The following is a 25,490-nucleotide window of genomic DNA, read 5'->3' as shown; positions in this document are numbered from 1 at the left end:
TCAGACCGGGCGGACCAGACCGCGCTCGACGAGCTCCGCGACGAAGGCCTCGATGTCGTCGCGCACCTCCTCCTGCGGGTGCGAGGTGACGTGGGCGACCTCGCCGACGACGTCGGGTGCGCCCTCGGCGACGGCCAGCCAGATGAGTGCCGACATGTCCGGCAGCACCGAGATCGGTCCGGCAGGCACCGGCGCGACGTAGACCACCGGCAGCCCCCACACGTCGCGTGCCTCCGTCCAGGCGATGCCCGGGCTCACGACGTAGTCGACCCCGGCGATCACTGGGCACCTCCCCGTCGCCACATCTCGACCAGACCCCGGCGCGAGCGATCGACGAAGGCCACGGCGACCTCTCGGCGGGAGGGGCGGTGACCCAGCTGCTTGGCGAGATGGTCGGTGTTGACCAGAGGCGCACGGAGCAGGAGCTGGAGGCGCTGGCGCCGACTGGGCGCAGCAGCGATGCGGGCACGCCACTCACGCAGGCGGCCGTCGTGGGTGACAGCTCGCCAGAGCTCCTTTTCCGCAGAGGGCGGCAGCGCTTCGAGGTCGCCGGTTCCCGCGGCGAAGGCGATCTCGGCATGCAGCCGATCCACCTCGTCGAGGATCTCCCGCTGACGCGTCGCATCCACGCGGTGCCAGACGTGCTCGACGTCGGCCGCCACCTGACCCCCCTGGGGGTTGCGGCCCGCGTGCATGACGAGCACCGCCGCCTGGGCGGCGAGGGAGGGGACCGGGCACTCCACCGCGGCCAATGTGCGCGACCCGCGCTCGGCCCACAGCAGGTCGAAGGCCTCGTGCGCCGGCAGGCCGATGCCGGGGTAGTGGCGGTGCACGTCGAGATAGCCCCACTGCTCGTGCCACAGGGTCTGCGAGTGCTCGAAGGGGGAGCTCGTCGAGAAGCGTCCCTCGGCCCGGTAGCCGGCCGCGATGCAGGCCGCCACGAGCGCGTCGACGTGGTCGGGGCGCACGAGCACGTCGGCATCGGTGGCCAGCCGGTCGGGGTGGGTGAGTGCGGGGTCGAGTGCGTCGCCCTTGATGTGGAGCACGTCGAGGTCGTGCAGGTGGGCGACCCGTTGGACGGCGGCGTGACCGAAGAGCGTGCGGATGTCGATCGGGATCTGGGCCTGCCCTGCTTCGTCGTGGCCGGAGACACGGCCGATGACGTCAGCCATCTCGCTCACCCGGTCCGCCCACGTCGGCACGTCGGGATCGGCGCCGTGGGGGAAGGAGTCGATCGCCGGCAGCCAGCGAGCGACCTCAGCGGCGAAGTCCTCGGCAGGGACGACCCGGCAGCGCTCGCCAGCGGCCTCGCGGAACCCTGCGACCGGGGTGCTCACGACGGGTCGGCCGACGGCGCGGTACTCGTAGAGCTTGATCGGGTCGAGGCTGTCGGTGAATCCGTCCACGACGTGCGGCACGACGAGCACGTCGGCGTGCTGGAGGTAGGCGGGCACCACGCGGCGGTCCTTGGCGCCCAGGCGCACGACTCCGGCAGCGTCGAGTCGGTCGCCCTCGTCGCTGGTCAGGGCGTCGGGTCCGACGAGCACGAGGTCCCCGGTGCCCTCGAGGGCCTGGGCGGTGCTCTCGCAGAGGGCGACGTCGAGACGGTCGGAGTGGAGCGTGCCGAGGTAGAGCGCGACCGGGCCGTCGGGGAGGTCGTCGGGGCGGGCGGTCGGCCGGGTGGTCGCGGCGAGGTCGACGGCATTGGGCACGAGGGTGACCTCGCGCTGGGCGGACTTCGAGGCGACCAAACCCGTGGAGCAGACGACGACCTCGCGGGCGCCCTCCATGAGAGCGGCCTCCTGGGCGGCCAGCCGCACCGACGTCGCGGTGTCACGGTCGGCGAGCAGCCAGTCGTCGGTGATGTCGTAGAGGGTCGGCCACCCGGTCCGGTCCATGACGAGTGCGCCACGGGGGTCGTTGACCCAGAGCGTGGGCGCGGGCATGCCGAGCTGTCGTGCCGTGTCGGCGACCTGACGTGCCCACCGGTCGTCCTGCCCGGGGTGACGCGGCGGGGGAGCAGCTTGGTCGGCTCGAGGAGCCAGAGCGCGTCGGGATCGACGCCGGGCAGGTGCGGGCCACGACGCAGGCCGCGACCCGGTGCCGGGCGGCCACCGAGACGAGCCGTGTGCAGCGGGTCCCGACCGGGCTCGACGAAGAGGACACGCAGGTCGGGGTCCTGCCGCAGGAGGCCGTGGACCAGGTGTTGGTTGCGCCGCCACACCCGGTCCCACGGCTCGAGGGAGATGACGACGAGGTGACGACCCTGGTGGTCGGACCGAGGCGCGGCCCGGGAGCGGGTCGCGAGTGCGTGGCGGTAGACGTCGTCGGTGGCCCTCACCTGGGCGGCGATCGAAAAGCTCTCCCGCTGCCTCGCTCGAAGCGAGCCGCCGTATGCATCACGAAGCTCGGGATCCTCGGCAAGTCTGGCCAGGAGCTGTCCGGCCGCTCGGGCATCTCCTGGCGCGAAGAGCGCGGCGCCGTCCGCCCCGCCGACGCTCTCGAGATGACCACCAGCCGCGCTCGCCACGACAGGCAGTCCGCTGGCCATCGCCTCGAGCACCGAGAGACCCATCGGCTCCGCCGTGGCGGTCGCGCAGAAGAGGCTCGCGCGGGACATGAGATCTTGCAGGTCCGAGCGGTAACCGAGGACGTCGACCGAGCTTCGGATCCCGAGGTCCGTGGCCAGAGCGGTGAGCTCGTCCCGGTTGGCGCCGTCGCCCGCCAGCGCGAGCCGCCAGCCGCGGCCGGCAAGACCCGACGCTGCGAAGGCCCGGACGGCGACGTCAGTCGCCTTCTCTCGTTGCAGCCTCTGGGCGACGAGCACGAAGGGCTCCCGGCCGCTGGCGTCTAGCGGGTTGTGGCGGTCGGGGATGCCGGGCAGGACCACCGTCGTGTCGCCCCCGACGCTGTGGGCCACGAACTCGCTGACAGCGATCTCGGCGGCGAGCTTGCCCTCGGCGCGCTCGGCCACCCACCTGTGGCTCGGCGTGGCTCCCCGGTGGGCGGCGAAGTGGCGGGTGCTGACGATCGGGGTGCCAGCGAGGGCGGGGCAGGTGAGAGCGACCATGTCTGCGTCGGTCATGTGCGTGGCCACGACGTCCGCCTCACGGCCGGCGGCGCCCAAGAGATGCCTCGCGGCAGTACGTCGGTCGGGGGCTGGCCGCAGGTTGACCCTCGGTCGGTCGATCTCCGCCCGCATGCGCTCCTGACGTCCACCGAGCACCGTGACCTCGTGGCCCGCGTCGTGCTGGGCGGCGGCCAGCGTCGCCACATGGCGCTCCACGCCGGCGAAGTTGTCCGTGCAGACGACGTGCGTGATCTTCATCGAGGCGCGGCCCCCGACACGCCGACACGCGGGCCGACGTCTGGAAGCGTCGCGGACGGCTCGTCCTGCGTGTGCGTCCCGTCCTCGTCCCGCCCACGAACTCCGAGGCAGATGCCCACGATGACGAAGGGGATGGACGTCTGGGCAGCCACCCAGAAGATGTCGAGCTGGCCCTGGATGAGACGTGAGAGCAGGACGAGGAAGGCGAGCATCCCGTAGGCAGGGGGCATCCGCCACAGGACCCGCAGTGCTCCCACCATGAGCACCAAGAAGCCGACGAGACCGACGAGCCCTGCCGAGGTGAGCATCTCGAGCTCGGCGTTGGGCGGCTGGATCCCGCCCTGGAAGCGATCCGTGTACCACCAGCGGAGCCCGACGCCGAGGATCGGGTGGCTCTGCCAGATGTCGATCGACTGCTGGTACCAGTCCAGACGTGAGAAGTACGAGTTGTGCTGGTTGTCGCTCGCTGCCTGGTCGCGGACGAGGGTCAGGACGATGGCCAGGGCCGGGACGACCCCGAGGATGATGAGTTGCGAACGGCGCCGGTCGGAGCGGGTGCGCAGTACAAGGACGACGAGGGTGATAGCGAGCGCGACGATCGCCTGACGCGACTGGGTGAATCCGATGCCGATGACGAGCCAGCTGAAGGCGAGCACCGCTGGTCCTGGCCGCATGCGCATCCATTCCGGACGCACGTAAAGGGTGAGGGCCATGATCGCCATGACGGTGCCCAGGAAGTTCTTGTGCATCCGGAAGGGCAGGTAGACCGGCTCGAAGTTGCCAGCGAGCACCTGCATGGCCCCGGCGACGATGACCCAGGTTGCGAGGACGAGGGCGGCGAGGACCATGAGCTTGATGCCGAGCGCGGCGTATCCCTCGCGGCCGACGACCCAGCCGACGAGCAGCCCGCCGGCGACGAGCACCCCGGCGTGGACCCACTCGACCACGTTGGCTGCGTAGGGGTTGGCGACCACGGTGAAGAGGGTCGCCACCTGGTAGATGACGACGAGCCACAGGAGGTTGCGCAGCTCGGGAGCGAAGGGGCGTCGAGCGAAGACCGCCGCAGCCAGGGTGCCGATACCCAGTGCCAGATCCGAGATCGACAGGTCCGTCCCGCCGAAGGCGGCACGCTGGGCGACGAAGAGCAGGGGGAGGGTGAGCAGCGGGATCGTGGCGGTCTGCAGGGCCGAGACCCCGAGGACGAGCACAGCGAACGCCACGACGAGTGCCAGTGCCGGGCGACCGGGGGCGCCCCACCCGATGCCCGCGGCGAAGAGGAGGGCGACGAGCATCCCGGCGGCGGAGCGGCCGTGGGCGAGGAGGCTCACCGGGCACCTGTCGGACGGCTGTCGAGGCGACGGTGTGCCGCCTCAAGGCGAAGGGGGCCGCGCACGTAGCGCACGAGCCGCGCCTTGGCGTCGTGGCCCCGCTGGCCACGCAGCACGAGCCAGCGGATGGCCGAGCCGACGATGACCGCCGCGCGCGTGACCGCCCAGCCGGACGCACCGAAGTGCTTGCGGTGGTAGCGCTCCTGCGAGGCGTGGAAGTAGGTCTCGCGCAGCGTCGAGTCGGAGCTCGTGGCGCCGCCGAGGTGCTGGGCGGTGACGGTGGGCACGAGCGCGTGGCGCCACCCGAGGTCGGCGGCACGTCTCGCCCAGTCGGTCTCCTCGGCGTAGAGGAAGAAGGACTCATCGAGGCCACCGACCTGCTCCAGTGCCTCGGCCCGCAGGAGCAGGACGGACCCGATGACGAAGTCCTCGGCCCGCCGGAGCCGGCCCAGGCCGACGGCCTCGACGACCGCGCCCCACGGGGTCGGGAAGGGCCAAGCGACGCGGCCGGGGCGACCCTCGCCGTCGACCTGTCGCGGGCCGACACTGGCCAGCCGCGGGTCGGCGCGAAGGGCGGTGTGCAGCTCGCGGATGCCGGTCTCGCCGATCACCGCGTCGGGGTTGAGCAGGAGCACGTCGGCCCCGGGCGCGGCACGGTCAGCGAGGGCGTGGTTGACGCCGGCTGCGAAGCCACCGTTGCGGCCCGGGTCGAGGTAGCGCACGCCGAGGTCCTCGCAGACCGCGCGCACCTCGGGGTCGGAGGAGTTGTCAACGACCGTGACGGGCAGGTGCGCGATCTGGGTGAGGCTCTCGCGCACCAGATCGGGCCGGTGGTAGGCGACGACGACGACCTCCGGGGGGCCGGTGGGCGCGTCAGGACCGCGCGCCGCCATCTCCTCGTACAGCTCCACGTAGTCCCCGCCGATCACGTCCCAGTCGAACTCGCGCGCACGCGCGATCCCCTCCGAGCGCATTGTGGCCGACAGGTCGGGGTCGGTGCCAGCACGTCCGAGCGCCTCGGCCAGGGCGGCCGGGTCGCCGGGCGGGACGGAGCAGGCCGGCGCCGCGCACCACGTCGGGCAGGGCGCCGCTGTCGGTGGCGACGACCGGCGTGCCGCAGGCCATCGCCTCGACGACCACCCGGCCGAACTGCTCGATCCAGCCCGGGGTCGTCAGCGAGGGCACCGCGAGGACGTCGAGCCCGCGGTAGAAGTCGGGCAGCGCCGCCTTGTCGACCGGGCCGAGCAGCTCGACGCGGCCGGCGAGGTCGGGGGCCTCCGCCCGTCGACGCAGCTCCTCCTCCTGCGGGCCTGCGCCCGCGATCGCCACGTGCAGCCGTGGGTCGGCGGCGGCCGCCTCGAGCAGCACGTCGACGCCCTTGTGGGGCGCGAGCCGCCCGGCGTAGCCGACCCGGACGGTTCCGGTGGGCGAAGGGGGTCGCACCGGTCCGGGGGAGAAGGCCTCGGGGTCGATGCCCAGGCCGATGACGAGGGCACGACCGCCGAGTCCCTTGCGGGTGACGATCTCGGCCGCCTGCGAGTTGCAGGCGCTCACCGCGGCGGCGTGGCGCAGTGACCATCGCTCCAGCCAGCGGAAGGGGATCGGGTAGCGCTTGTCGATGTTCTGCGCCGAGTAGAGGCAGTAGGGCGCGCGGACCGCCTCAGGGTCCGCAGCAGCAGCACCTCGGCCGTGGCGAGGGCGAAGGGCTCCTCGTGCAGGTCGAGCACGTCCCAGTCCTGCCCGAGCAGCCGCCACAGGGGGAGGGGGTCGTAGACGAAGAGGGCGGGGTGACGACCCAGGGTGCGCACACCGACGACGTCCTCGCCAGGACGGGGCTCGAGGGGGACGTCGCGCCCCCTTCGTCCCAGACTTGCGCCGTGACCGACGTGACCTCGTGGCCGAGGCGGCGCGCGACCCGCTCGCGCTCGCGCCAGGCATCCACGACACCGCTGTGGGAGATCCGCAGGACGCGCACCTTATACACTCCTCGCAGCGGGTGGGGGACGTCACATCGGACCTTACCTTCGGCGCACCGAGGGGGTACGTCGTCCGCCGGCGGGTCAGGAGTCGACAGTGCAGTTCAGCGAGTTGTTGGGCGTCATCAGGCAGCGGTGGCGGCTCATCGTCGCGTGCGTCGTGCTCGCCGTGGCCGCGGCGGTTGCCGTGACCCTCACGACCACCCCCGTCTACGAGGCACGGGCGCGGATCTACATGAGCGCCGAGCGCACGAGCGGGAGCTCCAACGGCAGTGTCTTCGTCCTCACCTCCGAGGACCTCGACACCTATGTCTCGATCCTCGACACCCCGGCGGTCCTCGGCCCGTTGCGCAAGGAGCTCGGCCTCGAGCCCGGCCACCCGATCCAGGTGAGCGCCCAGACCTCCGGCTCGACGTCGATCCTCAACATCACCGCGCGCGCCTCCGACGGGGAGGAGGCTGCGGACGTGGCCAACGAGGTCGGCCCGCAGCTCGGCAAGGTCGCCGGCGAGTTCTCCACCCTGCTGAAGTCGTCGGGGCAGAAGGTCGTCTCGACGCCGATCCAGCCGGCGACCGCGCCCTCGCGGCCGGTCTCACCCGACCCCGTGCGCAACATCGGCCTCGGCCTGCTCGCCGGGCTCGTCCTCGGCCTGGGGCTCGCCTTCATCCGCCACGCCCTCGACACCAAGGTCCGTGGGGAGGAGGACATCCGGGCGCACTCGGACGCGCCGATGCTCGCGGGGCTGCCCCTCGAGAGCCGCGGGACCAAGCGGGGCCTGATCAGCGTCGAGGACGACCCCCACGGTCGGCATGCCGAGGCGGTGCGCCGCCTGCGGACCAACCTGATGTTCGTCGACGTCACGACCGGCCGACACTCCTTCGTCGTCACCTCGGCGGTGCCCGGCGAGGGCAAGACGACGACGGCGGTCAACCTCGCGCTCGCGATGGCCGACTCCGGCCGCCGCACTCTGCTCGTCGACGCCGACCTGCGCAACCCGTCGGTCGCCAAGACCCTCGGCATGGAGGGCAGCGTCGGCCTGACGACGGTGCTCCTCGGCGACGCCGACGTCCACGACGTCATCCAGACGTGGGGCAGCGCGGGCATGGACGTGCTGCCCGCAGGTCAGATCCCGCCCAACCCGAGCGAGCTGCTCGGCTCCGCGCCCATGGAGGCGCTGATCACGCGCCTGGTGCAGGAGTACGACTTCGTGCTCATCGACTCGCCGCCGGTCGTGCCGGTCATCGACGCGGTCGTCATCGAGCGCCTCACCGGTGGCCTGCTCATGGTCGTCGGTGTCGACCGGACGAAGAAGAAGGACCTCACCGCCGCGCTCAAGCAGCTCAACACCGTCGGTGCCCACGTGTCAGGCTTCGCGCGCAACTTCGTCGTGAGCAAGAGCAGCGACTACCGCTACGGCTACCACTCCTACGAGGAGCAGGTCACCAAGGACCGGCGCAGCGCCCGGCGCGAGCAGGCGAAGTCCCGTACGAAGTCGCGGCAGCGGGCCGGCTCCCGTTCCTGACGGACCTGGGCGCTGGTCACCGCGCCGCAGGACGACGAAGGGCGTCACCCGAGAGATCTCGGGTGACGCCCTTCGTGCGTGGCGTCAGTCGATCACGGTGCGGTGGTCGACGTGGGGGCCGGCTCCGCAGCGGGCGCCGACGAGGTCGACGTCGGGGCCGGTGCGGACGTGGTGGCCGCCGAGCTCGAGGACGTGCTCGAGGAGGAGGTGCTCGAGGAGGAAGTGCGCGCGGCGGAGGTCGTCGAGGTGGTGGTCGTGGTGACCGTCGGCGGTTGGCACTTGTCGCACGGCGGAGTGCCCGAGATGCTGACCGAAGCCGTCAGCGGGTCGTTCTTGTGGTCGGTGTCGCCAGCCGGGTTCGCGGTGTGGCCCCACTGGAACTTGACGTGCAGCGTGAAGACCCGGTCCGAGCTGTCGGCCTCGCCGTTGACCCCGAGAAGGAAGACCACGGTGCCGCCCGCGGGAACCGGGATGTGCGTGCCCGGCGGGTAGTACGTGCCGCCGATGCGCCCGCCCGCGTAGGTGAGCGGGATGGCGTCCGGGCCGGTGGTCGTGATCTCGGGGCCGTAGTTGGGGTAGGCCCCGCCCGTGTAGAGCCAGATGGCCTTGGCGCTGGTGTTGGTGATCGTGAAGGTGAAGACGTAGCCCTTGTTGATGCCGTACTGCGTCTGGCCGGAGTTGCAGCTGTTGCCGGGCTGCTTGCAGGCGGGTCCAGGGACGATGGTCGGCTTGCCACCCGAGGCGGCGTAGGCAGGCGCTGCGACACCGCCGAGGATCACCGGCGCGGTCCAGGCGGCCCCCTTGGCCACCGTCCTGCGCGAGATAGACTTGCTCGTTGCCTCGGTCATGGACGTTTCCCCTCAGTGTGATGTGCCGAGGTATGACCTCCCCCGCACGTTGACCAAAACCTTACTGACCCACGTGTGATATTGGCAATATGCTGACGGTCGGCATCCAGGGACCGATACGGCAGGGGGATCGCGTCGTGGCCGAGGGGATCGGGGGCCGCCCGGGCAGGCTCGCCGTGGCGTGCGTCGTCGGCCTGGTCATCGTCTACGTGACGGCCGTGCTCACCGTGCCCGGCCAGTGGCTGGACGACGAGGTCTTCGGGCTGGCGCAGGACCTCCCCTTCGCCCCGTTGCGGCCGGTCCTGCCGACACTCGGCCGGCGGGTCGTGCCTGTCGTGGGTGTGGCCGCCGTCGTGGGTGTCGCGGTGTGGGCTCTGGTCGCCCGTCGGTGGACCGAGGTCGGCCGAGCCGCCGTCGTGGTCGTCCTGGGCGTCGCCGTCGCCCGCGGCCTGCGGGTCGTGCTGCCGCGACCGGACCACGGCTACTCCTACGACGCCAACACGCTCCCTTCGACCCATGTGGCCCTCGTGGCCGCCTGTGTGGCGGCCGTGCTCATCATGTGGCCGACCCGTCGCCCCTCATGGCTGGTGCTGGTGGGTATCGCGCTCGTGTGGGTTGCCTGCGTCGGCAGCGTCTTCGGGTACGCGCACCGGCCGAGCGATGTCGTGGCGTCGGTCCTGCTCGTCGGAGCCGTCGCGGGCACGGCGCTGGCCGTCCCAGGTGGGAGGTGCCCGAAGGCACTCCCGTCTCCACCAGGCCGGAAGGGGCCAGGCGGATACGCTGACCCGGAACGTCGGCGGCGCTCTGCCGCACACGGGGGAGCCACGGACAAGGAGACGCAGTGACTGCAGGACTGGTGGAGGCGATGGTGCCCAAGCGGGTCATGGTGACCGGAGGGGCCGGCTTCATCGGCTCGCACATCACCGAGCGGCTCCTCGGCCAGGGGCACGAGGTGCTCGTCGTCGACAACTACTACTCGAGCACCCGGCGCAACCTCACGCACCTGCTCGACCACCCGAACCTCGAGGTCATGCGCCACGACGTGACCTTCCCCCTCTACGTCGAGGTCGACGAGATCTACCACCTCGCCTGCCCGGCGAGCCCGATCTTCTACCAGCGCGACCCGGTCCAGACGACGAAGACGAGCGTGCACGGCTCGATCAACATGCTCGGTCTGGCCAAGCGGACCAAGGCGAAGATCCTGCTGTCGTCGACCTCGGAGGTCTACGGCGACCCGCAGGTGCACCCGCAGACCGAGGACTACTGGGGCAATGTCAACCCCATCGGCATCCGCTCCTGCTACGACGAGGGCAAGCGCTGCGCGGAGACGCTCTTCTTCGACTACCGCCGCCAGCACGACCTCGCGATCAAGGTCGCGCGCATCTTCAACACCTATGGCCCGCGCATGCAGCCGGACGACGGCCGGGTGGTCTCCAACTTCATCGTCCAGGCCCTCGCCGGGGAGCCGCTGACCATCTACGGCGACGGCAGCCAGACCCGCTCCTTCTGCTTCGTCGACGATCTCGTCGACGGGCTCATGGCGCTCATGGCGACGCCGCACGAGGTCACCGGGCCGATCAACATCGGCAACCCCGTCGAGTTCACGATGATCGAGCTCGCGGAGCTCGTCCTCGAGCTCACCGGCAGCAGCTCGCAGATCGCGCACCGGCCCCTGCCCCAGGACGACCCGACTCGTCGTCGTCCCGACATCTCGCGTGCACGGGAGACCCTGGGATGGGAGCCCAAGGCTCAGCTGCGCGCTGGCCTCGAGCAGACGATCGCCTACTTCACCGACCTGTCCGGGACGTGACCGAGGGCGTCGAGCAGGCCGAGCCGGGACGACGTCGGGTCAGCGAAGGGCTCATCAGCGGGACGGCGTGGACGGTGCTCCACGTCCTCGTGTCCGTGCCCATCGCCTTCCTCGTCAATGTCGTCGTCGCCCGGCGGCTGGGAGTCGTCGACTACGGCCAGCTCGCCGTCCTCACCATGGTGCTCAGCCTGGCGACCGCGGCCGCCTCGATGGGCGTCGGTGCAGCGCTCGTGCAGTTCGTCACGAAGGCCTCCGAAGCAGGCCGCCGGGCCGAGGTCGAGCGGACGATCTCGGGCGCCCAGGGATACAACGTGTTCGTCGCGGCGCCACTCGTCGCCCTGGCCGTCGCCCTCTTCGTCGACGTCCCCTGGCCGCTGCTCGCCCTCGCTGTCGTCTTCGGGGTCTTCGCCCCGGCAGCCTTCCAGGCCGGCCCGATCCTGCTGTCGACCGAGCACCGGTCGGACCGCGCGGCCCAGCTCGCCATGGTGAGCAACCTCGGCATCCAGACCGCCGTCGTGGTCACCGTGCTCCTCCACCCGGTCGCGACGTCGGTGTGGGTGGCCCGCATCGTCGTCACGGGAGTGCTCATGGTGCTGCCCTTCCTCGCGCTGCCCGGACGGCTGCGTCGCCCGGCCCTCCGGCCGACGTCCCCCTGGGGTCTGCCCAGGGCCTTCTGGGCCTTCGCGATCCCCACCGGGTTGGCGACACTCGTGAGTCAGCTCGTCACCGACCGCGTGCAGGTCTTTTTCCTGCAGTGGCTCGGCGACCCGGTGGCCGTCGGCCTCTTCGCGCTGGGCTTCGGCCTCGCCGCGCAGGTGCTGACGCCGGTGCAGGCTGCAGTGGGCCCCCTCCTGCCGGCCTTTGCCGCACTGCAGGAGCGAGGAGCCGAGGCCGCCAGGGAGGGCCTGTTGCGGGTGACCCGGGTGTCTGCCGTGACGACCGGCGGAGTGCTGGTGCTGGCGGTGCCCGTCCTGGCCGGGCTGGTCCCGTCGATCTATGGCGCGCAGTTCTCCCCCAGCGGCGACTACTTCCTCGTGATGACCTGCGCCGCTTCAGTGGTCGTCGTGGGGTCCGGTGCCTTCGCTTCGCTCATGTCACGACTGCGCGGCCGCACCTATCTGTGGGTCAACCTCGCGTCGCTGGTCGTCATGGCGGGGGTCGCGTTCGCCCTCATCCCGCCGGCAGGTGCGTGGGGGGCCGTGGCGTCGATGGTGTGCGGGACGGTCGTGCGAGCGTCGTTGATGACCTGCATCGAGATGCGCCATCACCGGATCCGGGTGCGTCGCATGGTCGCTGCCCAGGCGCCCGTGCTGGTCGCCATCGCCCTGGCCCTCCTCGCGTGGTTCGGGCTCGGTCAGGTGGTTGATGCAAGTCCCGCCGCTCGTGGGGCGCTGGGGGCCGCAGCGGCCGTCGTGGCCTATGTCGTCGTGCTGCGCACGGCGGGTGTGGGTCTGCTGGCGGCGGACCGGGACGCCCTCGTGGGCCTCGTGCCGGCCCGGGCTCGTCGCCGGTGTTCCGCAGCGTTGGGTCTCATCACTGCACGCGAGGGATGACGCCCCGCGGCACTAGCCGCCCGTGACGCGTCGCGTCGCCCGCACCGCGCGCCCGGCGCAGAGCCCCTGCCCCCATCGCCGAAGCTGCCACGGGTCCGACCAGGCGCGCGCTGCCTCGGCCTCCGCGGCGTCGGTCGCCTCCCACGCCCCGCGGAGGAGCTCGGCGAGCACTTCTGGCGGGTTGTTGGCGAGGATGCGCTGGCGGGTGATGGCGAGGTCGTCGGCGTAGGGCCGGGTCCGCGAGCGTGAGCCGGGGCGCACCCGGTAGTGGAGTACGGCTGACGGCATGGGTGCAGCAACCCCACCAGTGCGGCCGAGGAGGCGGACCCACCACTCGTGGTCCTCCATACCCACGCGCATCTCCTCGTCCCAGCCGCCCACTGCCGCCCAGTCGTCGCGGTGGAAGGCCGAGCAGACGGGGATGGCCGACCGCTGCGCGAAGTCCGTCACCGTCAGTTCGCCCCGTGTGGGCCACGCCGTCGACGTGTCACTGCCGAAGGGCTCCATCCTCGGGTAGGCCACCCGTGCACGGTGCTCCTGACCGAGGACTGTCACGGCCTGCGCGACGAAGTCGGGCGAGAGCCGATCGTCGGCATCGAGACAGATGACGACGTCTCCGGAGCCGGCCGCCGTGCCGGCATTGCGTGCGGCGGCCGGCCCGGCATTGTCCTGTCGCACGAGGGTGACGGACGTGAGCGCGTCCAGTGCAGCATGTGTCTCCGGCCGGCTGGACCCGTCGTCGACGACGACGACCTCCACGCGCGGATGGGTCTGCGCGAGCGCCGATGCCACGGCCTCACGTAGGTGCTCGGGGTCGTCGTCGTAGGTCGGGATGACGATCGTGACCAACGTTTGGGGGACCCGCGTGGCCGCGGTGGGTGCTTCAGCCACGTGTGTCACCGCCCGATGTGCGTGGCGCGCGGCGTTCGAGCACACGCTCGTAGGCGGCAAGCGTGTGGCGGGCCGTCTCTGCCCAGGTGTAGCGGTCGGCGATCCGAGCGCGCAGACCGACCGAAGGGAGGTCCGCCAGGGCCTGGGCGACAGCCCGCCGGATGGACTCGGGGTCCGCCGGGTCGCAGTAGCGCGCGTCGTCGCCGAAGTACTCACGGGCGTGGCCACGGTCGGTCGTGACGACCGTGCAGCCCGAGGCAGCCGCCTCGAGCGAGACGAGACCGGTGGTCTCGTACCAGGTGGCCAGGACGTGAGTGCGGTGGCGCGCGTACAGGGCCGGGAGCTCGGCGTGGTCGACTCCCGGAAGCAGCGTGACATTGCCCGCCTCCGCAGCGGCCCGTCGACACTCCTCGAGGTAACCGGGGTGGTGGGGGTGCGGCGGACCGACGACCGTCAGCGCGATGCCGGGGACACCAGCGAGGGCCCTGATCGTGCCGAGCTGGTTCTTGTGCGGCTCGATCCGCCCCACGCACAGGACCGAGCCGTCCGGGCGCGGCCGGCCGACACCGGGAGCGAAGAGCTCGACGTCGATCGCGTTGGGGACGACGACGCACTCGGTGAGGACTCCCAGGTCCTCACGGACGTGACGGGCCTCCCCTTTGGCATTGGGCAGGAGCATCTCGGCCATGGACCACGCGCGGAGGCGGTCGAGGTCGTCGGCGGACTCTTGCATGGAGAGGCGGGTCAGGTCCTCGCGACCGCGCAGGCTCGCGCCGAGGTAGCGCAGTCCCCGCCGGCCTCGTCCGAGGGCGTCACGCGCAGTCACGCGCTCGGCGCCGTGCGAGCTCGTGTACGACAGGCCCACGTAGATCGTCGAGATCACGACCGGGATGCCCCGGCCGCGCATCGCGGCGACCTCGTGCGGGCCGAGCTGGAAGCCGTGGACGACGTCCCAGGTCCCCTCGGGTTCGTCCGGCCCCAGGTGCTCCTGAATGTCGACCCCGAGGTCGCGGAGGGCGGCCGCGGTCCGCTCCATCTGGACCCGGTGGCCGCCGGGGATCTCGGCGCCCCGGTTGAGCCACATGAGGACCTTCATGCCTGCACCCGCGGGTAGAGGCCGAGGTAGCGGTCGGCGATCTGCGTCCACCGCAGGGACTCCGCGTGGGCTCGTGCCGTCGCCGGGTCGACCGGGTCGCGGTGCGCGGCGAGCATCGCCTGTGCGAGGGCGTGGGTGTCGGTGGGATCGGCACCGAATCCCAGTCGACCCGTGGCGTCCGCGAGGCCGCCGTTGGTGCTCCACACGACGCCGCGGCCAGCGGCCATGGCCTCGACGGCGACGATGCCGAAGGGCTCGAGCCGGCTGGGGACGACCGCGACCCGGGCACTCGACAGCAGCGCCTGCACGCCGTCGCGGTCGAGTGGGCCGAGCAGCTCGACACCGGGACCGGCGAGCGTGCGCAGTCGTTCGTGCTCGGGGCCGTCGCCGCCGATGAGCAGGGTGGCGTCGGGCAGCTGCTCACGGACGATCGCGAAGGCCTCGACGAGCAGGTCGAGACCCTTTTGCGGGACGTGCCGGCCCCAGGCCGCGAAGATCGGGGCGTCGGGGAGCGGGGTGACACTCCACTGGCCGGGGTCGACGCCGTTGGGCACGACGGTGCACCCGGCGAAGCGGCTCGCGACGGTTGCGGCGTCGTCACCCGCGCGGCGCGAGCACGCAGTGAGCACGGCGGCGCGGCGACTGCCCAACCGCAGCACCTGCCTGATCTGTGCGCTGCGCTGGTAGATGCGGCCGGCGTCCATGGTCACCTCGCCCTGCGTGGTGAGCACCAGAGGGATCCGTCTCAGGGCGGTCCACAGGGAGAGAGCGAGCACCTGGTTGGCGGCGCACTGGACATGGACGACGTCGGGTCGTGGCCCCAGCCCGTCGAGTTGTCGGAGCTGCCGCAGCAGGGCGAAGGGGAAGACCGCCAGACGTCGCGGGTCCGACCCGGGCAGGTCGAAGCCGACGCGTCGCACCGGCACACCTTCGACGACGTCGGTCGCCGGCAGGTCCGCGGGGTGGCGGTGCACGATCACCGTGACGTCGTGCCCGCGGGCGATGTACTCGCGGGCCAGCTGGAGGGTGAGCTCCTCCACGCCGCCGCGTGAGGGGTGGAAGGCACTGGGCGCCAACCAGATCCGCCGGGGGCGCTCGTGGCTGGTCATCCGACGACCTTGCGATAGACGTCGAGGTGCGCCCGGGCCGCGGTGTCCCAGGCGAAGGTCGAGGCCCGCGCGAGGCCGCGGCGCACGAGGCCTTCGAGGTCGACCTCGCGGCGCCCGACGGCGACGAGAGCCTCGGCGATGGAGGCCCCGTCGGGCTCGGTCATCAGGGCATTGCCGTCGGCGACCTCGGGGGTCGCGCCTCGGTCGACGGCGACGACCGGGGTGCCGACGGCCATCCCCTCGAGGGTCGGCAGGCCGAAGCCCTCGTAGATGCTCGGCACGACGACGGCCTCGGCGGCGGCCATGACCCGACCGACCCGGTCGAGGTCGACCTTGCCGGCGAGCACGACGCGCGGCAGGTGGCCGAAGAGCTCCTCGCGGCGGCCGTGGGGTGGGCCGAGGAGCACGAGCTCGTGGTCGGGCAGCTGCGGTGCGGCCTTGGTCCAGGCGTCGGCCAGACCTTCGAGGTTCTTGCGGCGGGTGACACCCGCGGCGTGGACGAAGAAGGGGCGCGTGATCCCGAGGTCCTGCAGGTCCTGCGTCGGCAGCGGCTGCGGCTGGCGGAAGCTCGGACGCACGCCGTAGGGGATGACCGTCACCCGGCGGGCGTCGAGGAGCTCGGTCACCTCGCTGGCGGCGAACTCCGACGGGCAGATCACCTGCACGTCGTCATGCAGGGGCCTCATGCACCAGGGCGGCAGGCTCCCTTCGTCCGGGAAGCGTGCCGGCGGCAGGTCGTGCATCGTGAGCACGTGGGGGCGTCGTGGGCCGGGGACCCGCAGGTCGAAGCGGTGGACGAGGTCGTGGCGCAGCGCCAGGGCAGAACCGACGAGGGCGGCACCGGCGCGGTGGTTCAGGACGCGGTGTGGCACCCGGACCGTCGCCTCGCTGCGACCTCCGCCCACACTCGACGAGCGGAAGTCCCACCCGGGCTCGTCGAGGTCGAGGATCGCCTGCTGGATGCTCGTCTCGTAGGTCTGCTGGCCCATCGGGACGGCCGTGTGGAGCGTCACCCAGTGCGCTCGATGTGCCTTGTTCCCCATGGCCTTGCCGCCCGTCCCCGCCATGCCGGTCACCCTAGTGCCTTGGGGGTGCGCGGCCGCTGGCGCGCTCCTCATCCAGCTGGGCCGAGTCGGGCGGGGCGGACAGTCGCTGACGGACCCAAGCGGTCCTTGAGCCGGAGGAAGGGCGACTCGAGCCAGCGGAAGGATGCCTCCGTCACCGCGATGCTCAGCACGATTCCGAGGACCATCCGGGCCCACTCCGGACCGACGTCCACCTGGTGGCGCAGGATCTGCAGGATCGGGAAGTGGTAGAGGTACAGGCCGTAGGAGCGGGTGCCGGCCCACCGGATCACCCGCCCGGAGAGCAGCGCGGCAGCGGGTGACGAGGGCGCCAGGACGATGCCACCCAGGACGAGGAGCGCGAGCAGGCCTGCCGCGCTGGTGGGTCCGGTGAGCCATCCTTCGGGCAGCTGCCAGGGCGCGCACAAGACGGCAAGGAGGGCGACGAGGGCGCCGGTCGCGGGCCAGTGCAGGAGGTGGCCGTGCTCCTGGACGGCCCGTCGCCGTGTCATGGCGGCGAGCAGCGACCCCCAGATGATGGGGAAGCCTCGCAGGTAGGTGCCGCGGACGTCAGCGATCGGATCGGGCCAGGGCGTGAGGACGATCGCGACGATCGCGAGGGCGACGAGCGCGGTCATGATGCGGGTCCAGCGCCGGCCGGCGCAGAGCCCGACGAGCAGGACCGGCCACACGGCGTAGAAGTGCTCCTCGATGGCCAGGGTCCAGGTGTGATCGAGCAACGGTGCCGGTCGGCCGGTGTACATCCACCAGTTCGCGACGTAGACGAAGGCGGCGAGCGCACCTCGACCGAACTCGCCGGCTCGGCCAGCGGCGAGGCCGATGAGGAAGACGGCCAGGCAGGCGGCAGCGAGCGCTGGGAGCAGTCGCAGCGCGCGGCGGACGTAGAAGCGTCGAAAGCGGACCCGGCCGTCCGGTCGATCTCACCCAGCAGGATCGAGGTGATGAGGAAGCCGGAGAGTGCGAAGAAGACGTCGACACCGACATAGCCGTTGTCCGCGAAGCCCAGCTGGGCGTGGAAGAACAGGACGGCCACTGCCGCGATGCCGCGCAGCCCGTCCAACCCCGGCCACCTCGGCCCACCCGCGGTCATGGGTGAAAGGTAACGGTCGGACGACGGTGGAACGACTGTCCGAGCCGGTCAATAGACTCCGCCGCATGGGGGAGCAGCACAGACCGGTCCGCGTCGCGATCCTCGACCACACCGCACAGCTCGGTGGGGTCGAGCTGGCGCTCGTGCGCCTCATGGACACGCTCGCCACGCGCGACGACGTCGATGTGCGCGTCCTGCTCTTCGCCGACGGCCCGCTCGTCGGCCGCCTGCGGGAGCGGGGGCACGCGGTCGAGGTGCTGCCCCTTGACGAAGGCATCGGCACGACGACCCGTGAGCAGGCGGCGGGGCTGCGCACCGCAGCACGGTCCGCGGTGGGGGCCGCCCCTTCGTCCGGAGGTTGGCCGCACGGCTGCGCGAGCTCGACGTCGACGTCGTCCACACGACGACCCTCAAGGCCGACCTGCTCGGGGTGCCTGCCGCACGCCTGGCCCGCCGCCCGCTCATCTGGCACATCCGTGACCGCATCGCCCCCGACTACCTGCCCGGGCCGCTCGTGCGCCTCATGCGCCAGGTCGCCACGTGGGGTCCGCAGCGAGTCATCGCCAACTCCCGCGCCACGGCCGCGACGCTGCCGGGCGTCGACGTCACCGTCGCCCACCCCGGGCTCGTGCCCGCGCAGATCGGGGTCACCGCCGCGCCCGCTGCCGACGCGGCCGGTCGTCGGCCTCCTCGGCCGGATCAGCCCCACGAAGGGCCAGCTCGAGCTCGTCCGCGCCGCCGCGCAGGTCGTGCGCCGCCACCCGGAGGCGACCTTCCGCATCATCGGCTCGCCGATGTTCGGCCACGAGGAGCACGAAGGGGAGGTCCGTCGCGAGATCGCCCGGCTGGGGCTCGACGAGCGGGTGGAGCTCGTCGGCTTCACCGACGACCCGGCCGCAGAGCTCGACGCGATGACCGTGGCCGTCCACGCGTCGCCGGTGCCCGAGCCCTACGGCCAGGTCGTCGCCGAGGCGATGGCCCGCGGGGTGCCGGTCGTCGCGACCGACGCCGGGGGAGTGCCCGAGATCGTCACCGGTGGCCCGGCGTCCGTCGGCTGGCTCGTCCCGCCCGGTGACGTCGACGCCTGACCGCCGCCATCACCGCGGCCCTCGACGACCCCGACGAGGCCGAGCGCCGCGGCGCGCCGGCTGGCAGCGGGCGCGCACCGACCTCGGCATCGGCCCGAGCACCGACACCATCGTGGGGGTCTGGCGCGAGGTGGCCGGCAGGACCGGGACGAGCACGCACGAGCGCACCCGCGTGGCCATCGCCCACGACTACCTCACCCAGCGCGGCGGAGCGGAGCGGGTCGTCTTGGCCCTCCTGCAGGCTTTCCCCGACGCGACCGTGCACACGACGCTCTACGACCCCGAGGGCACCTTCCCCGAGTTCCGCGACGTCGACATCCGGGTCAGCCCGCTCAACCTCGTCGGCCCGCTGCGGCGCCACCACCGCGCGGCGCTGCCCTTCCTTCCCTTCGCCTCGAGCGCACTACGCATCGACGCCGACCTCGTCGTCGCGAGCAGCAGCGGATGGGCCCACGGATTCCCCACGACCGGCCGCACCCTCGTCTACTGCCACGCGCCCGCCCGCTGGCTCTACCAGAGCGAGCGCTATCTCGGCGGCGACCCGCGGCGCTCGCCGACCGGGCTGGCGCTGCTCGCGCTGCGCGCCCCCCCTTCGCCGCTGGGACCGCCGCGCCGCTGCCCGCGCCGACGCCTATCTCGCCAACAGCCACGTCGTGCGCGAGCGCATCGGTGAGGCCTACGGCATCGACGCCGAGGTGCTGCCGCCCCCCTTCGCCGTCGACACGACCGGGGAGCAGGAGGCGGTGCCCGAGGCCGCCGACTGGGGCGAGGGCTACCACCTCGTCGTCTCCCGCCTGCTGCCGTACAAGAACGTCGACCAGGTGGTCGAGGCCTTCCGCGGGCTGCCCGAGCGCCTGCTCGTCATCGGCGCCGGCCCGCTGCTCGCGCCGCTGCGGGCCGCCGCGCCGGACAACGTGCGCATCGCGACCGACCCTCACCGACGCCCCAGATGCGCTGGGCCTATGCCCACGCCCCGCGCGCTCGTCGCCGCGAGCCACGAGGACTTCGGCCTCACCCCGCTCGAGGCGGGCGCCCTTCGGCCGGCCGACGCTCGCGCTGCGTGCCGGCGGTTACCTCGACACCATGCCGACGGGGTCAACGGCGCCTTCTTCGACGAGCCGACGGCCGACGCGATCCGGGCCGCCGTCGTCGCCGACCGGGGCCGCACGTGGGACCCCGCGGCGATCCGCGCCCACGTCGAGGCCTTCTCTCCCAAGCGATTCGTCGAGCGCGTGCGAGCCGCCGCAGCCCGGCTGGCATCATGACCCCCATGACCAGCCCTGCACCTGACCGGCCCCGGATCCTCTCCGGGATGCAGCCCACGAGCGACTCCCTCCACCTCGGCAACTACCTCGGTGCGCTCGTCAACTGGGTCGGTCTGCAGGAGGACTTCGACGCCTACTACTTCGTCGCCGACCTGCACGCGCTCACCGTGCCGACCGATCCGGCCGACATCACCCGCCGCAGCCGCGTGACCGCCGCTCAGTACATCGCCGGCGGCGTCGACCCCGAGCGCTCGGCGATCTTCTGCCAGAGCCACGTGCGCGAGCACACCGAGCTCATGTGGGTCCTCGCCTGCCAGACCGCCTTCGGCGAGGCGAGCCGGATGACGCAGTTCAAGGACAAGACGGCCAAGGGGCACAACGCCAACGTCGGCCTTTTCACCTACCCGATCCTCATGGCCGCCGACATCCTCATCTACGACGCGGCCCGCGTGCCGGTCGGCGACGACCAGCGCCAGCACCTCGAGATCACCCGCGACCTCGCCGAGCGCTTCAACGCCCGATTCGGCGACACCCTCGTCGTGCCCGAGCCGCACATCCTCAAGGAGTCGGCGCGGATCATGGACCTGCAGGAGCCCACCGGCAAGATGAGCAAGTCGAGCTCCTCGGACAAGGGCCTGATCTCGCTGCTCGACGACCCCAAGCGCATCGCCAAGAAGATCCGCTCCGCCGTCACCGACGTCGACGGCGAGATCCGCTACGACGTCGATGCCAAGCCGGGGGTGTCCAACCTGCTGTCGATCCACTCCGCCCTGTCGGGCACCTCGATCGCCGACCTCGAGGCCCACTTCGCCGGTCAGGGCTACGGCGCCCTCAAGCAGGAGGTCGCCGACGTCGTCGTCAGCGCCATCGAGCCCTACCAGCGCCGCATGGACGAGCTGATGTCCGACCCGGCCGAGCTCGACAGCATCCTCGCCAAGGGCGCGGCCCGCGCCGCCGAGATCGCCTCCGCGACCCGCGACCGCGTCTACGACCGCGTCGGCCTGCTCACCCCCCGGGCCTGATCGTGCCCGTCCACGGCGTGTCCATCGAGATCCCCGAGCCCTGGGGGTCGCAGCTGCAGCAGCAGCGGGAGGCCGTCGGTGACCCGATGGCGCGGGCGATCCCGCCGCACGTCACGCTCATGCCGCCGACGGAGGTGCCCGAGGCCGAGCTGCCCGGCTTCGTCCACCACCTCGAGTCGGTGGCCGCCGCGCACGGGCCCTTCACCATGCAGCTGCGCGGCACCGGCACCTTCCGGCCGGTGAGCCCGGTCGTCTTCGTGCAGGTCGCCCAGGGCATCCCGATGTGCGAGCGGCTGGAGCAGGCCGTGCGTCGCGGTCCGGTCGTGCGCGACCTCGAGTTCCCCTACCACCCGCACGTGACGATCGCCCACCAGGTGAGCGACGCCCAGCTCGACCGCGCCTTCGGCGACCTGGCGACCTTCGACGCGTCCTTCGAGGTGACCAGCTTCCACCTCTACGACCACGGCGCCGACGGCGTGTGGCGCCCGCAGACGGGCTTCGAGCTCAGCGGGGAGCCTCTGCAGCCTTCATCGTGAGGTGCCCCTCCGGGTCGAGCCGGTCGAGGATCGCGGTGCAGATCTCGGAGAGCTGACCCACCTGCTCGGGCGTCAGGGCGTCGAAGACCTCCTCGCGCACGAGCGTCACGTGCCCGGGGGCCGCAGCGACGATGACCTCCATGCCGGCGTCGGTGAGCGTCGCATCGGTGGCCCGCGCGTCCGTCTGGCTCGGGCGCCGCACGAGCAGGCCGCGCCCCTCGAGGCGGCGGGCGACGTGCGAGAGCCGGGGGAGCGTCGCCTGGGTGCGCTGGGCGAGCCACGACATGCGCAGGGTTCGCTCGGGCGCCTCCGAGAGCATCGCGAGGACCTGGTACTCGAAGTGCGTCAGCTCCGCGTCGCGGCGCAGCTGGGCGTCCAGTCGCGACGGCAGCAGCTCCGCCAGGGCGATGAGGCGCAGCCACGCCGTCAGCTCGTCGTCGGTGAGCCAGCGGGGTTCCATGGCCGCAGTCTCCCAGACCGGACGGCCGGAGACCGGTCGGGCCCGGCCTGCCTCAGGCGGCGTGGGCCGAGGCCGCGCGCTCGTAGTGGCGGACGAGCTGCTCGGTGAGGCTGCTCCACGATCGGTGGGCGACCATCTCGGGACCGGCGGCGGCCATCGACGCCCGCAGGCTCGGCGAGTCGACGAGCTCGGCGACCCAGCGGGCGAGGTCGCCGCGCACCTGCGGGTCGAAGAGGTATCCCGAGCGGCCGTGGTCGACGAGGTCGAGCGGGCCGCCGACGGCGGGGGCGACGACCGGCAGCCCGGCGGCGCGGCCTCCTGCAGCGTCTGGCCGAAGGTCTCCTTGGTCCCCGTGTGCACGAAGACGTCGAAGGTCGCGTAGGCGCGGGCCAGGTCGGCACCCGTGCGCGGGCCGAGGAAGGCCGGCGGCAGGTTGGGTCGGCCGGAGCTCGCGGCGACGGCCTCGGCGAGCCGCGCACCGAGCTCGTTGCGGCTCGGGCCCTCTCCGACGAGGACGAGCCGGGTGCCCGGCAGCTGGGCCAGCTCGGCGAGGCGGTGCAGCTCCTTCTCCGGCGCGAGCCGGCCGACGTAGCCGAGGAGGACCTCGCCGTTGGGGGCGAGCGCGTGCTTGAGGGCGAGCGTCTCCGGGTCGTCCTTCCACTCCGGGCGGAAGAGCGCGGTGTCGACGCCCCGGCCCCACAGGTCGGTGCGCGGGATGCGGTGCTCGCGCAGCTCCTCGAGCGTCGGGCGGCTCGGCGCGAGCGTGAGATCGGCCCGCTCGTGCAGCCGGCGCACCCACTCCCACGTCAGCGAGGAGGCGCCCCGGCCGATGGCCCCGGGGCCGTGCTGCTTGACGTAGTTGGGCATGTCGGTCTGGTAGATCGCGACCGTCGGCAGGTCGAAGGTCTCGGCGTTGTGCAGCCCCCGCGCCCCGACGAGGAAGGGGGAGGCGACGTGCACGACGTCGGGCCGGAAGTCGCGCAGCGCCCGGCGCACCGCACCCGTCGGCAGGCCGGCGCGGAAGCCGCGGACGGGCACCGCCGGCAGCGTCCGCACGACGTGCCCCGCATAGGTGGCCGGCGCGGGGCCGGGGGCGATGATCATCGCCTTGTGGCCCTGCTCGCGCAGGTTCTCGGCCACGCGGCACACGCTCGTCGTGACGCCGTTGAGGCTGGGCAGGAAGGACTCGGTCGCAATAGCCACTCGCACGGTCTCCAATGTGGAGGTGCCGCCACCTCCCTTCGGTGTCGTCGAGGGGGGTGTCCGGTGATCATCAGGTGACGACTTGGTCGAAGGGGGGACCCGCCCCCGTCACGAGGCGGTCTCCTCGGGCGTGCCGGGTACGGTGCACGACATGACGACGACAGGGGATCTCGACCGCTTCTGGGCCGTGGTGCCCGCCGGGGGAGCGGGCACACGGCTGTGGCCGGTGTCGCGGGCCGGCTCGCCGAAGTTCCTCCACGACCTGACCGGCAGCGGCCGCACCCTCATCCAGGCCACGGTCGACCGCCTGCGGGTCCTCGCCGGAGAGCGGGTCCTCGTCGTCACCGGCGCCGCGCACGCCGCCGCGGTCCACGAGCAGGTGCCCGACCTGCCCGACGACCTGCTGATCGCCGAGCCCTCGCCGCGTGACTCGATGGCGGCGATCGGCCTCGCCGCGGCCGTGCTCGAGCGGCGCGACCCCGACGCGATCATCGGGTCCTTCGCCGCCGACCACGTCATCGCCGACCAGGAGGCCTTCGGCGCCGCCGTCGTCGAAGCCGTCGGCGTCGCCGCCGCGACGACCTCGTCGTGACGATCGGCATCGAGCCGACCTTCCCCTCGACCGGCTTCGGCTACATCCAGATGGGTCCGCGGCTGCGCGCCCACCCGAGCGCCGCCCGGGTCCGCCAGTTCGTCGAGAAGCCCGACGCCCCGCCGCGCCGCGCTCTCACCCTGGCGACTGGCGAGTTCCGCTGGAACGCCGGCATGTTCGTCGTCCGCGCCGCGACCCTGCTCGACCTGCTGGCCCAGTGGCACCCCGACCTGGCCGTCGGGCTGCGCGAGATCGCGGCCGACCCCGACCTGCTCGAGAGCCGCTGGGAGGCGCTGGAGAAGATCGCCATCGACCACGCCGTCGCCGAGCCCGCCGCCGACGAGGGTCTCGTGGCCGTCGTGCCCGGCAGCTTCGACTGGGACGACGTCGGCGACTTCAAGTCCCTCTCCTGCCTGCTGCCCCCCGCCGAGGGGGCGATGACCGTCGTCGGCGACCCCGCCCAGGTCCAGGCCATCGACTCCGGCGGCCTCGTCGTCTCCGAGTCGGGCCGCATGGTCGCCGTCGTCGGCCTCGAGGACGTCGTCGTCGTCGAGACCGGAGACGCCCTGCTCGTCGCGAGCCGGGAGCGGGCCCAGGACGTCAAGCTCGTCGTCGAGGCCCTCAAGGCAGCCGGGCGCACCGACCTCGTCTGACGCCGCGCGTTCATCCGGTGGGCGCCTCCACGTCCGCAGGCGGTCGCCTCGGTAGAGTCGCACCGCCATGACTGCACCTCTCGCCCCGACGCTGCTGCGCGTCATCGACCAGCTGCTGCCCGAGCTGATCGACTTCCGGCGGGACCTGCACGCCCACCCGGAGATCTCCTTCCAGGAGCACCGCACAACGGCGCGGCTGCGCGAGCGGCTCGAGGCCGCGGGGCTCGAGCCGCGGTCGCTGAGCGAGACCGGTCTCGTCGTCGACCTCGGCGCGAGCGAGCCGCGCCGCCGGTCGCCCTGCGCGGCGACATCGACGCGCTGCCGGTCCGCGAGCGCAGCGGGCTCGACTGGACCTCGACCAACGACGGCGTCTGCCACGCCTGCGGCACGACGCTCCACACGACCGCCCTGCTCGCGCCGCCTGGCGCTCGACGAGGTCGCCGACGAGCTCGCCGCCCGCCACGTCGGCGTCCGGCTGATCTTCCAGCCCGCCGAGGAGCAGATGCCCGGCGGCGCGCTCGCCTTCGTCAAGGCCGGCGTCATGTCGGGCGTCGACACCGTCTACGCCGTGCACTGCGACCCCTCGCTCGACGTCGGCGAGATCGGCCTGCGCGAGGGGCCGCTCACGGCGGCCGCCGACCAGGTGACGGTGACCCTCCGCGGCCGCGGCGGCCACACCTCGCGGCCCTTCCTCACCGAGGACCTCACCTATGCCCTGGGCAAGGTCGTCACCGACGTGCCCGCGGTCCTCAGCCGGCGGTCGACCGCGGGCCGGGCTGGTCGTCGTGTGGGGCCGGGTTTCCGCCGGCGAGGCGATCAACGTCATCCCCTCCACCGGTGTCGCGCAGGGCACGCTGCGCATGCTCGACGTCGGCCTCTGGGAGGAGATCGGCCCGCTGCTCCACGAGGTCGTCGCCGACGTCGTGCGTCCCTACGGAGTGACGGCCGCCGTCGACCACATCCGGGGCGTGCCGCCGGTCGTCAACGACTCCGCCGCGTCGCCGCGCTCGGTCGGGCGAGCATGGCCGCGGGGCA

At 72.4% G+C, this 25,490-nt stretch carries 23 protein-coding genes and 6 pseudogenes; 13 read left to right on the top strand and 16 right to left on the bottom strand.

The genetic code is table 11. The features are described 5' to 3' along the window. The 6 genes and pseudogenes from AC2W7J_RS01655 to AC2W7J_RS01630 all read right to left on the bottom strand — a co-directional run bounded on the left by AC2W7J_RS01655 (window position 1) and on the right by AC2W7J_RS01630 (window position 6,411). Window positions 1–282, bottom strand: a complete 282-nt coding sequence (locus AC2W7J_RS01655) for a PqqD family protein (protein WP_485981174.1) — start codon at window positions 280–282, stop codon at window positions 1–3. Then, window positions 279–1,946 carry a glycosyltransferase gene (locus AC2W7J_RS01650; protein ID WP_485981172.1) on the bottom strand — a complete coding sequence of 556 codons (1,668 nt, stop codon included), beginning with the start codon at window positions 1,944–1,946 and terminating at the stop codon, window positions 279–281. The genes AC2W7J_RS01655 and AC2W7J_RS01650 overlap by 4 nt, the downstream gene beginning before the upstream one ends. Before the next feature lie 503 nt (window positions 1,947–2,449). Further along, a pseudogene (locus AC2W7J_RS01645) lies at window positions 2,450–3,328 on the bottom strand (glycosyltransferase family 4 protein); the annotation flags it as partial. Next, window positions 3,325–4,656, bottom strand: a complete 1,332-nt coding sequence (locus tag AC2W7J_RS01640) for an O-antigen ligase family protein (protein ID WP_485981171.1) — start codon at window positions 4,654–4,656, stop codon at window positions 3,325–3,327. The gene AC2W7J_RS01640 and the pseudogene AC2W7J_RS01645, both read right to left, overlap by 4 nt. Next, window positions 4,653–5,567, bottom strand: a complete 915-nt coding sequence (locus AC2W7J_RS01635) for a glycosyltransferase family 2 protein (protein ID WP_485981169.1) — start codon at window positions 5,565–5,567, stop codon at window positions 4,653–4,655. The genes AC2W7J_RS01640 and AC2W7J_RS01635 overlap by 4 nt, the downstream gene beginning before the upstream one ends. Further along, complete coding sequence (locus AC2W7J_RS01630) at window positions 5,530–6,411, bottom strand: glycosyltransferase (protein ID WP_485981168.1); 882 nt, start codon at window positions 6,409–6,411, stop codon at window positions 5,530–5,532. Before AC2W7J_RS01630 ends, AC2W7J_RS01635 begins: the two co-directional genes overlap by 38 nt. Before the next feature lie 318 nt (window positions 6,412–6,729). On the opposite strand from AC2W7J_RS01630, the gene AC2W7J_RS01625 reads away from it, so the two are divergent. Continuing rightward, complete coding sequence (locus tag AC2W7J_RS01625) at window positions 6,730–8,154, top strand: tyrosine-protein kinase domain-containing protein (RefSeq protein WP_485981166.1); 1,425 nt, start codon at window positions 6,730–6,732, stop codon at window positions 8,152–8,154. 92 nt (window positions 8,155–8,246) lie between these two features. On the opposite strand, the gene AC2W7J_RS01620 is transcribed toward AC2W7J_RS01625, so the two are convergent. Then, window positions 8,247–9,002: a hypothetical protein gene (locus AC2W7J_RS01620; protein ID WP_485981164.1), complete on the bottom strand. Its 756-nt coding sequence runs from the start codon at window positions 9,000–9,002 to the stop codon at window positions 8,247–8,249. Window positions 9,003–9,139: 137 nt separating this feature from the next. Here AC2W7J_RS01620 and AC2W7J_RS01615 point away from each other — a divergent pair, with 137 nt between their 5' ends. Genes AC2W7J_RS01615 through AC2W7J_RS01605 form a run of 3 tightly spaced genes read left to right on the top strand, consistent with a single transcriptional unit; the run spans window position 9,140 to window position 12,365 of the window. Next, window positions 9,140–9,847, top strand: a complete 708-nt coding sequence (locus tag AC2W7J_RS01615) for a phosphatase PAP2 family protein (RefSeq protein ID WP_485981162.1) — start codon at window positions 9,140–9,142, stop codon at window positions 9,845–9,847. Then, window positions 9,844–10,812, top strand: a complete 969-nt coding sequence (locus tag AC2W7J_RS01610) for a UDP-glucuronic acid decarboxylase family protein (RefSeq protein WP_485981160.1) — start codon at window positions 9,844–9,846, stop codon at window positions 10,810–10,812. Before AC2W7J_RS01615 ends, AC2W7J_RS01610 begins: the two co-directional genes overlap by 4 nt. Continuing rightward, on the top strand, window positions 10,809–12,365 hold the full coding sequence (locus AC2W7J_RS01605) for a lipopolysaccharide biosynthesis protein (protein WP_485981158.1): 1,557 nt from the start codon (window positions 10,809–10,811) through the stop codon (window positions 12,363–12,365). Before AC2W7J_RS01610 ends, AC2W7J_RS01605 begins: the two co-directional genes overlap by 4 nt. A 12-nt stretch (window positions 12,366–12,377) precedes the next feature. Here AC2W7J_RS01605 and AC2W7J_RS01600 read toward each other — a convergent pair whose 3' ends face one another. From AC2W7J_RS01600 to AC2W7J_RS01575, 6 genes and pseudogenes are all read right to left on the bottom strand, one after another. Further along, window positions 12,378–13,256 (bottom strand): glycosyltransferase family 2 protein, encoded by an 879-nt coding sequence (locus tag AC2W7J_RS01600; protein ID WP_485981156.1) that lies wholly within the window; start codon window positions 13,254–13,256, stop codon window positions 12,378–12,380. Then, on the bottom strand, window positions 13,249–14,352 hold the full coding sequence (locus AC2W7J_RS01595) for a glycosyltransferase family 4 protein (RefSeq protein WP_485981154.1): 1,104 nt from the start codon (window positions 14,350–14,352) through the stop codon (window positions 13,249–13,251). The genes AC2W7J_RS01600 and AC2W7J_RS01595 overlap by 8 nt, the downstream gene beginning before the upstream one ends. Next, window positions 14,349–15,461: a glycosyltransferase family 4 protein gene (locus tag AC2W7J_RS01590; protein WP_485981153.1), complete on the bottom strand. Its 1,113-nt coding sequence runs from the start codon at window positions 15,459–15,461 to the stop codon at window positions 14,349–14,351. The genes AC2W7J_RS01595 and AC2W7J_RS01590 overlap by 4 nt, the downstream gene beginning before the upstream one ends. After that, window positions 15,458–16,528 carry a glycosyltransferase gene (locus AC2W7J_RS01585; RefSeq protein WP_485981151.1) on the bottom strand — a complete coding sequence of 357 codons (1,071 nt, stop codon included), beginning with the start codon at window positions 16,526–16,528 and terminating at the stop codon, window positions 15,458–15,460. The genes AC2W7J_RS01590 and AC2W7J_RS01585 overlap by 4 nt, the downstream gene beginning before the upstream one ends. Before the next feature lie 47 nt (window positions 16,529–16,575). Then, window positions 16,576–17,409: an acyltransferase family protein gene (locus AC2W7J_RS01580; protein WP_485981185.1), complete on the bottom strand. Its 834-nt coding sequence runs from the start codon at window positions 17,407–17,409 to the stop codon at window positions 16,576–16,578. 122 nt (window positions 17,410–17,531) lie between these two features. Next, window positions 17,532–17,636 (bottom strand): annotated as a pseudogene (locus tag AC2W7J_RS01575) (hypothetical protein); the annotation flags it as partial. A gap of 358 nt (window positions 17,637–17,994) precedes the next feature. Between AC2W7J_RS01575 and AC2W7J_RS01570 the strand changes: the two are divergent. The 6 genes and pseudogenes from AC2W7J_RS01570 to AC2W7J_RS01545 all read left to right on the top strand — a co-directional run. After that, window positions 17,995–18,174, top strand: a pseudogene (locus AC2W7J_RS01570) (hypothetical protein); the annotation flags it as partial. After that, the gene (locus AC2W7J_RS01565) at window positions 18,113–18,724 is read left to right on the top strand and encodes a glycosyltransferase (RefSeq protein ID WP_485981183.1); all 612 of its coding nucleotides are present in this window, start codon (window positions 18,113–18,115) and stop codon (window positions 18,722–18,724) included. The pseudogene AC2W7J_RS01570 and the gene AC2W7J_RS01565, both read left to right, overlap by 62 nt. A gap of 112 nt (window positions 18,725–18,836) precedes the next feature. Beyond that, window positions 18,837–19,397, top strand: a complete 561-nt coding sequence (locus AC2W7J_RS01560) for a glycosyltransferase family protein (RefSeq protein WP_485981149.1) — start codon at window positions 18,837–18,839, stop codon at window positions 19,395–19,397. After that, window positions 19,378–19,989: a glycosyltransferase family protein gene (locus AC2W7J_RS01555; protein WP_485981147.1), complete on the top strand. Its 612-nt coding sequence runs from the start codon at window positions 19,378–19,380 to the stop codon at window positions 19,987–19,989. Before AC2W7J_RS01560 ends, AC2W7J_RS01555 begins: the two co-directional genes overlap by 20 nt. After that, window positions 19,986–21,011 (top strand): tryptophan--tRNA ligase, encoded by a 1,026-nt coding sequence (trpS, locus tag AC2W7J_RS01550; protein WP_485981146.1) that lies wholly within the window; start codon window positions 19,986–19,988, stop codon window positions 21,009–21,011. The genes AC2W7J_RS01555 and trpS overlap by 4 nt, the downstream gene beginning before the upstream one ends. 17 nt (window positions 21,012–21,028) lie before the next feature. Beyond that, the gene (locus AC2W7J_RS01545) at window positions 21,029–21,547 is read left to right on the top strand and encodes a 2'-5' RNA ligase family protein (RefSeq protein ID WP_485981144.1); all 519 of its coding nucleotides are present in this window, start codon (window positions 21,029–21,031) and stop codon (window positions 21,545–21,547) included. On the opposite strand, the gene AC2W7J_RS01540 is transcribed toward AC2W7J_RS01545, so the two are convergent. From AC2W7J_RS01540 to AC2W7J_RS01530, 3 genes and pseudogenes are all read right to left on the bottom strand, one after another. Continuing rightward, window positions 21,516–22,007, bottom strand: coding sequence for a MarR family winged helix-turn-helix transcriptional regulator (locus tag AC2W7J_RS01540; RefSeq protein WP_485981182.1), 492 nt, complete (start codon window positions 22,005–22,007; stop codon window positions 21,516–21,518). The genes AC2W7J_RS01545 and AC2W7J_RS01540 overlap by 32 nt on opposite strands. Before the next feature lie 52 nt (window positions 22,008–22,059). After that, a complete protein-coding gene (locus AC2W7J_RS01535) occupies window positions 22,060–22,308 on the bottom strand; it encodes a glycosyltransferase (RefSeq protein ID WP_485981180.1) in 249 nt (82 codons plus the stop codon). Window positions 22,309–22,376: 68 nt separating this feature from the next. Further along, window positions 22,377–23,147, bottom strand: a pseudogene (locus AC2W7J_RS01530) (glycosyltransferase); the annotation flags it as partial. A 214-nt stretch (window positions 23,148–23,361) separates the two neighbouring features. Here AC2W7J_RS01530 and AC2W7J_RS01525 point away from each other — a divergent pair. The 3 genes and pseudogenes from AC2W7J_RS01525 to AC2W7J_RS01515 form a co-directional block, all read left to right on the top strand. Further along, window positions 23,362–24,455 (top strand): annotated as a pseudogene (locus AC2W7J_RS01525) (mannose-1-phosphate guanylyltransferase). 12 nt (window positions 24,456–24,467) lie between these two features. Next, window positions 24,468–24,815: pseudogene (locus AC2W7J_RS01520) on the top strand (hypothetical protein); the annotation flags it as partial. Between the two features lie 61 nt (window positions 24,816–24,876). After that, window positions 24,877–25,490, top strand: a 614-nt coding sequence (locus AC2W7J_RS01515) for a M20/M25/M40 family metallo-hydrolase (RefSeq protein WP_485981179.1), incomplete at its 3' end; no start/stop codon positions are given.

Source organism: Janibacter sp. CFPM2_SD2 (genome assembly GCF_057364645.1).
This window is presented reverse-complemented; position numbering and strand designations above follow the sequence as displayed.

Coding starts and splice junctions, on each gene's coding strand:
- AC2W7J_RS01650 (WP_485981172.1), bottom strand. CDS start 1,946: ATGCCCGCGCCCACGCTCTGGGTCAACGACCCCCGTGGCGCACTCGTC.
- AC2W7J_RS01590 (WP_485981153.1), bottom strand. CDS start 15,461: ATGACCAGCCACGAGCGCCCCCGGCGGATCTGGTTGGCGCCCAGTGCC.
- AC2W7J_RS01620 (WP_485981164.1), bottom strand. CDS start 9,002: ATGACCGAGGCAACGAGCAAGTCTATCTCGCGCAGGACGGTGGCCAAG.
- AC2W7J_RS01540 (WP_485981182.1), bottom strand. CDS start 22,007: ATGGAACCCCGCTGGCTCACCGACGACGAGCTGACGGCGTGGCTGCGC.
- AC2W7J_RS01585 (WP_485981151.1), bottom strand. CDS start 16,528: ATGGCGGGGACGGGCGGCAAGGCCATGGGGAACAAGGCACATCGAGCG.
- AC2W7J_RS01595 (WP_485981154.1), bottom strand. CDS start 14,352: ATGAAGGTCCTCATGTGGCTCAACCGGGGCGCCGAGATCCCCGGCGGC.
- trpS (WP_485981146.1), top strand. CDS start 19,986: ATGACCCCCATGACCAGCCCTGCACCTGACCGGCCCCGGATCCTCTCC.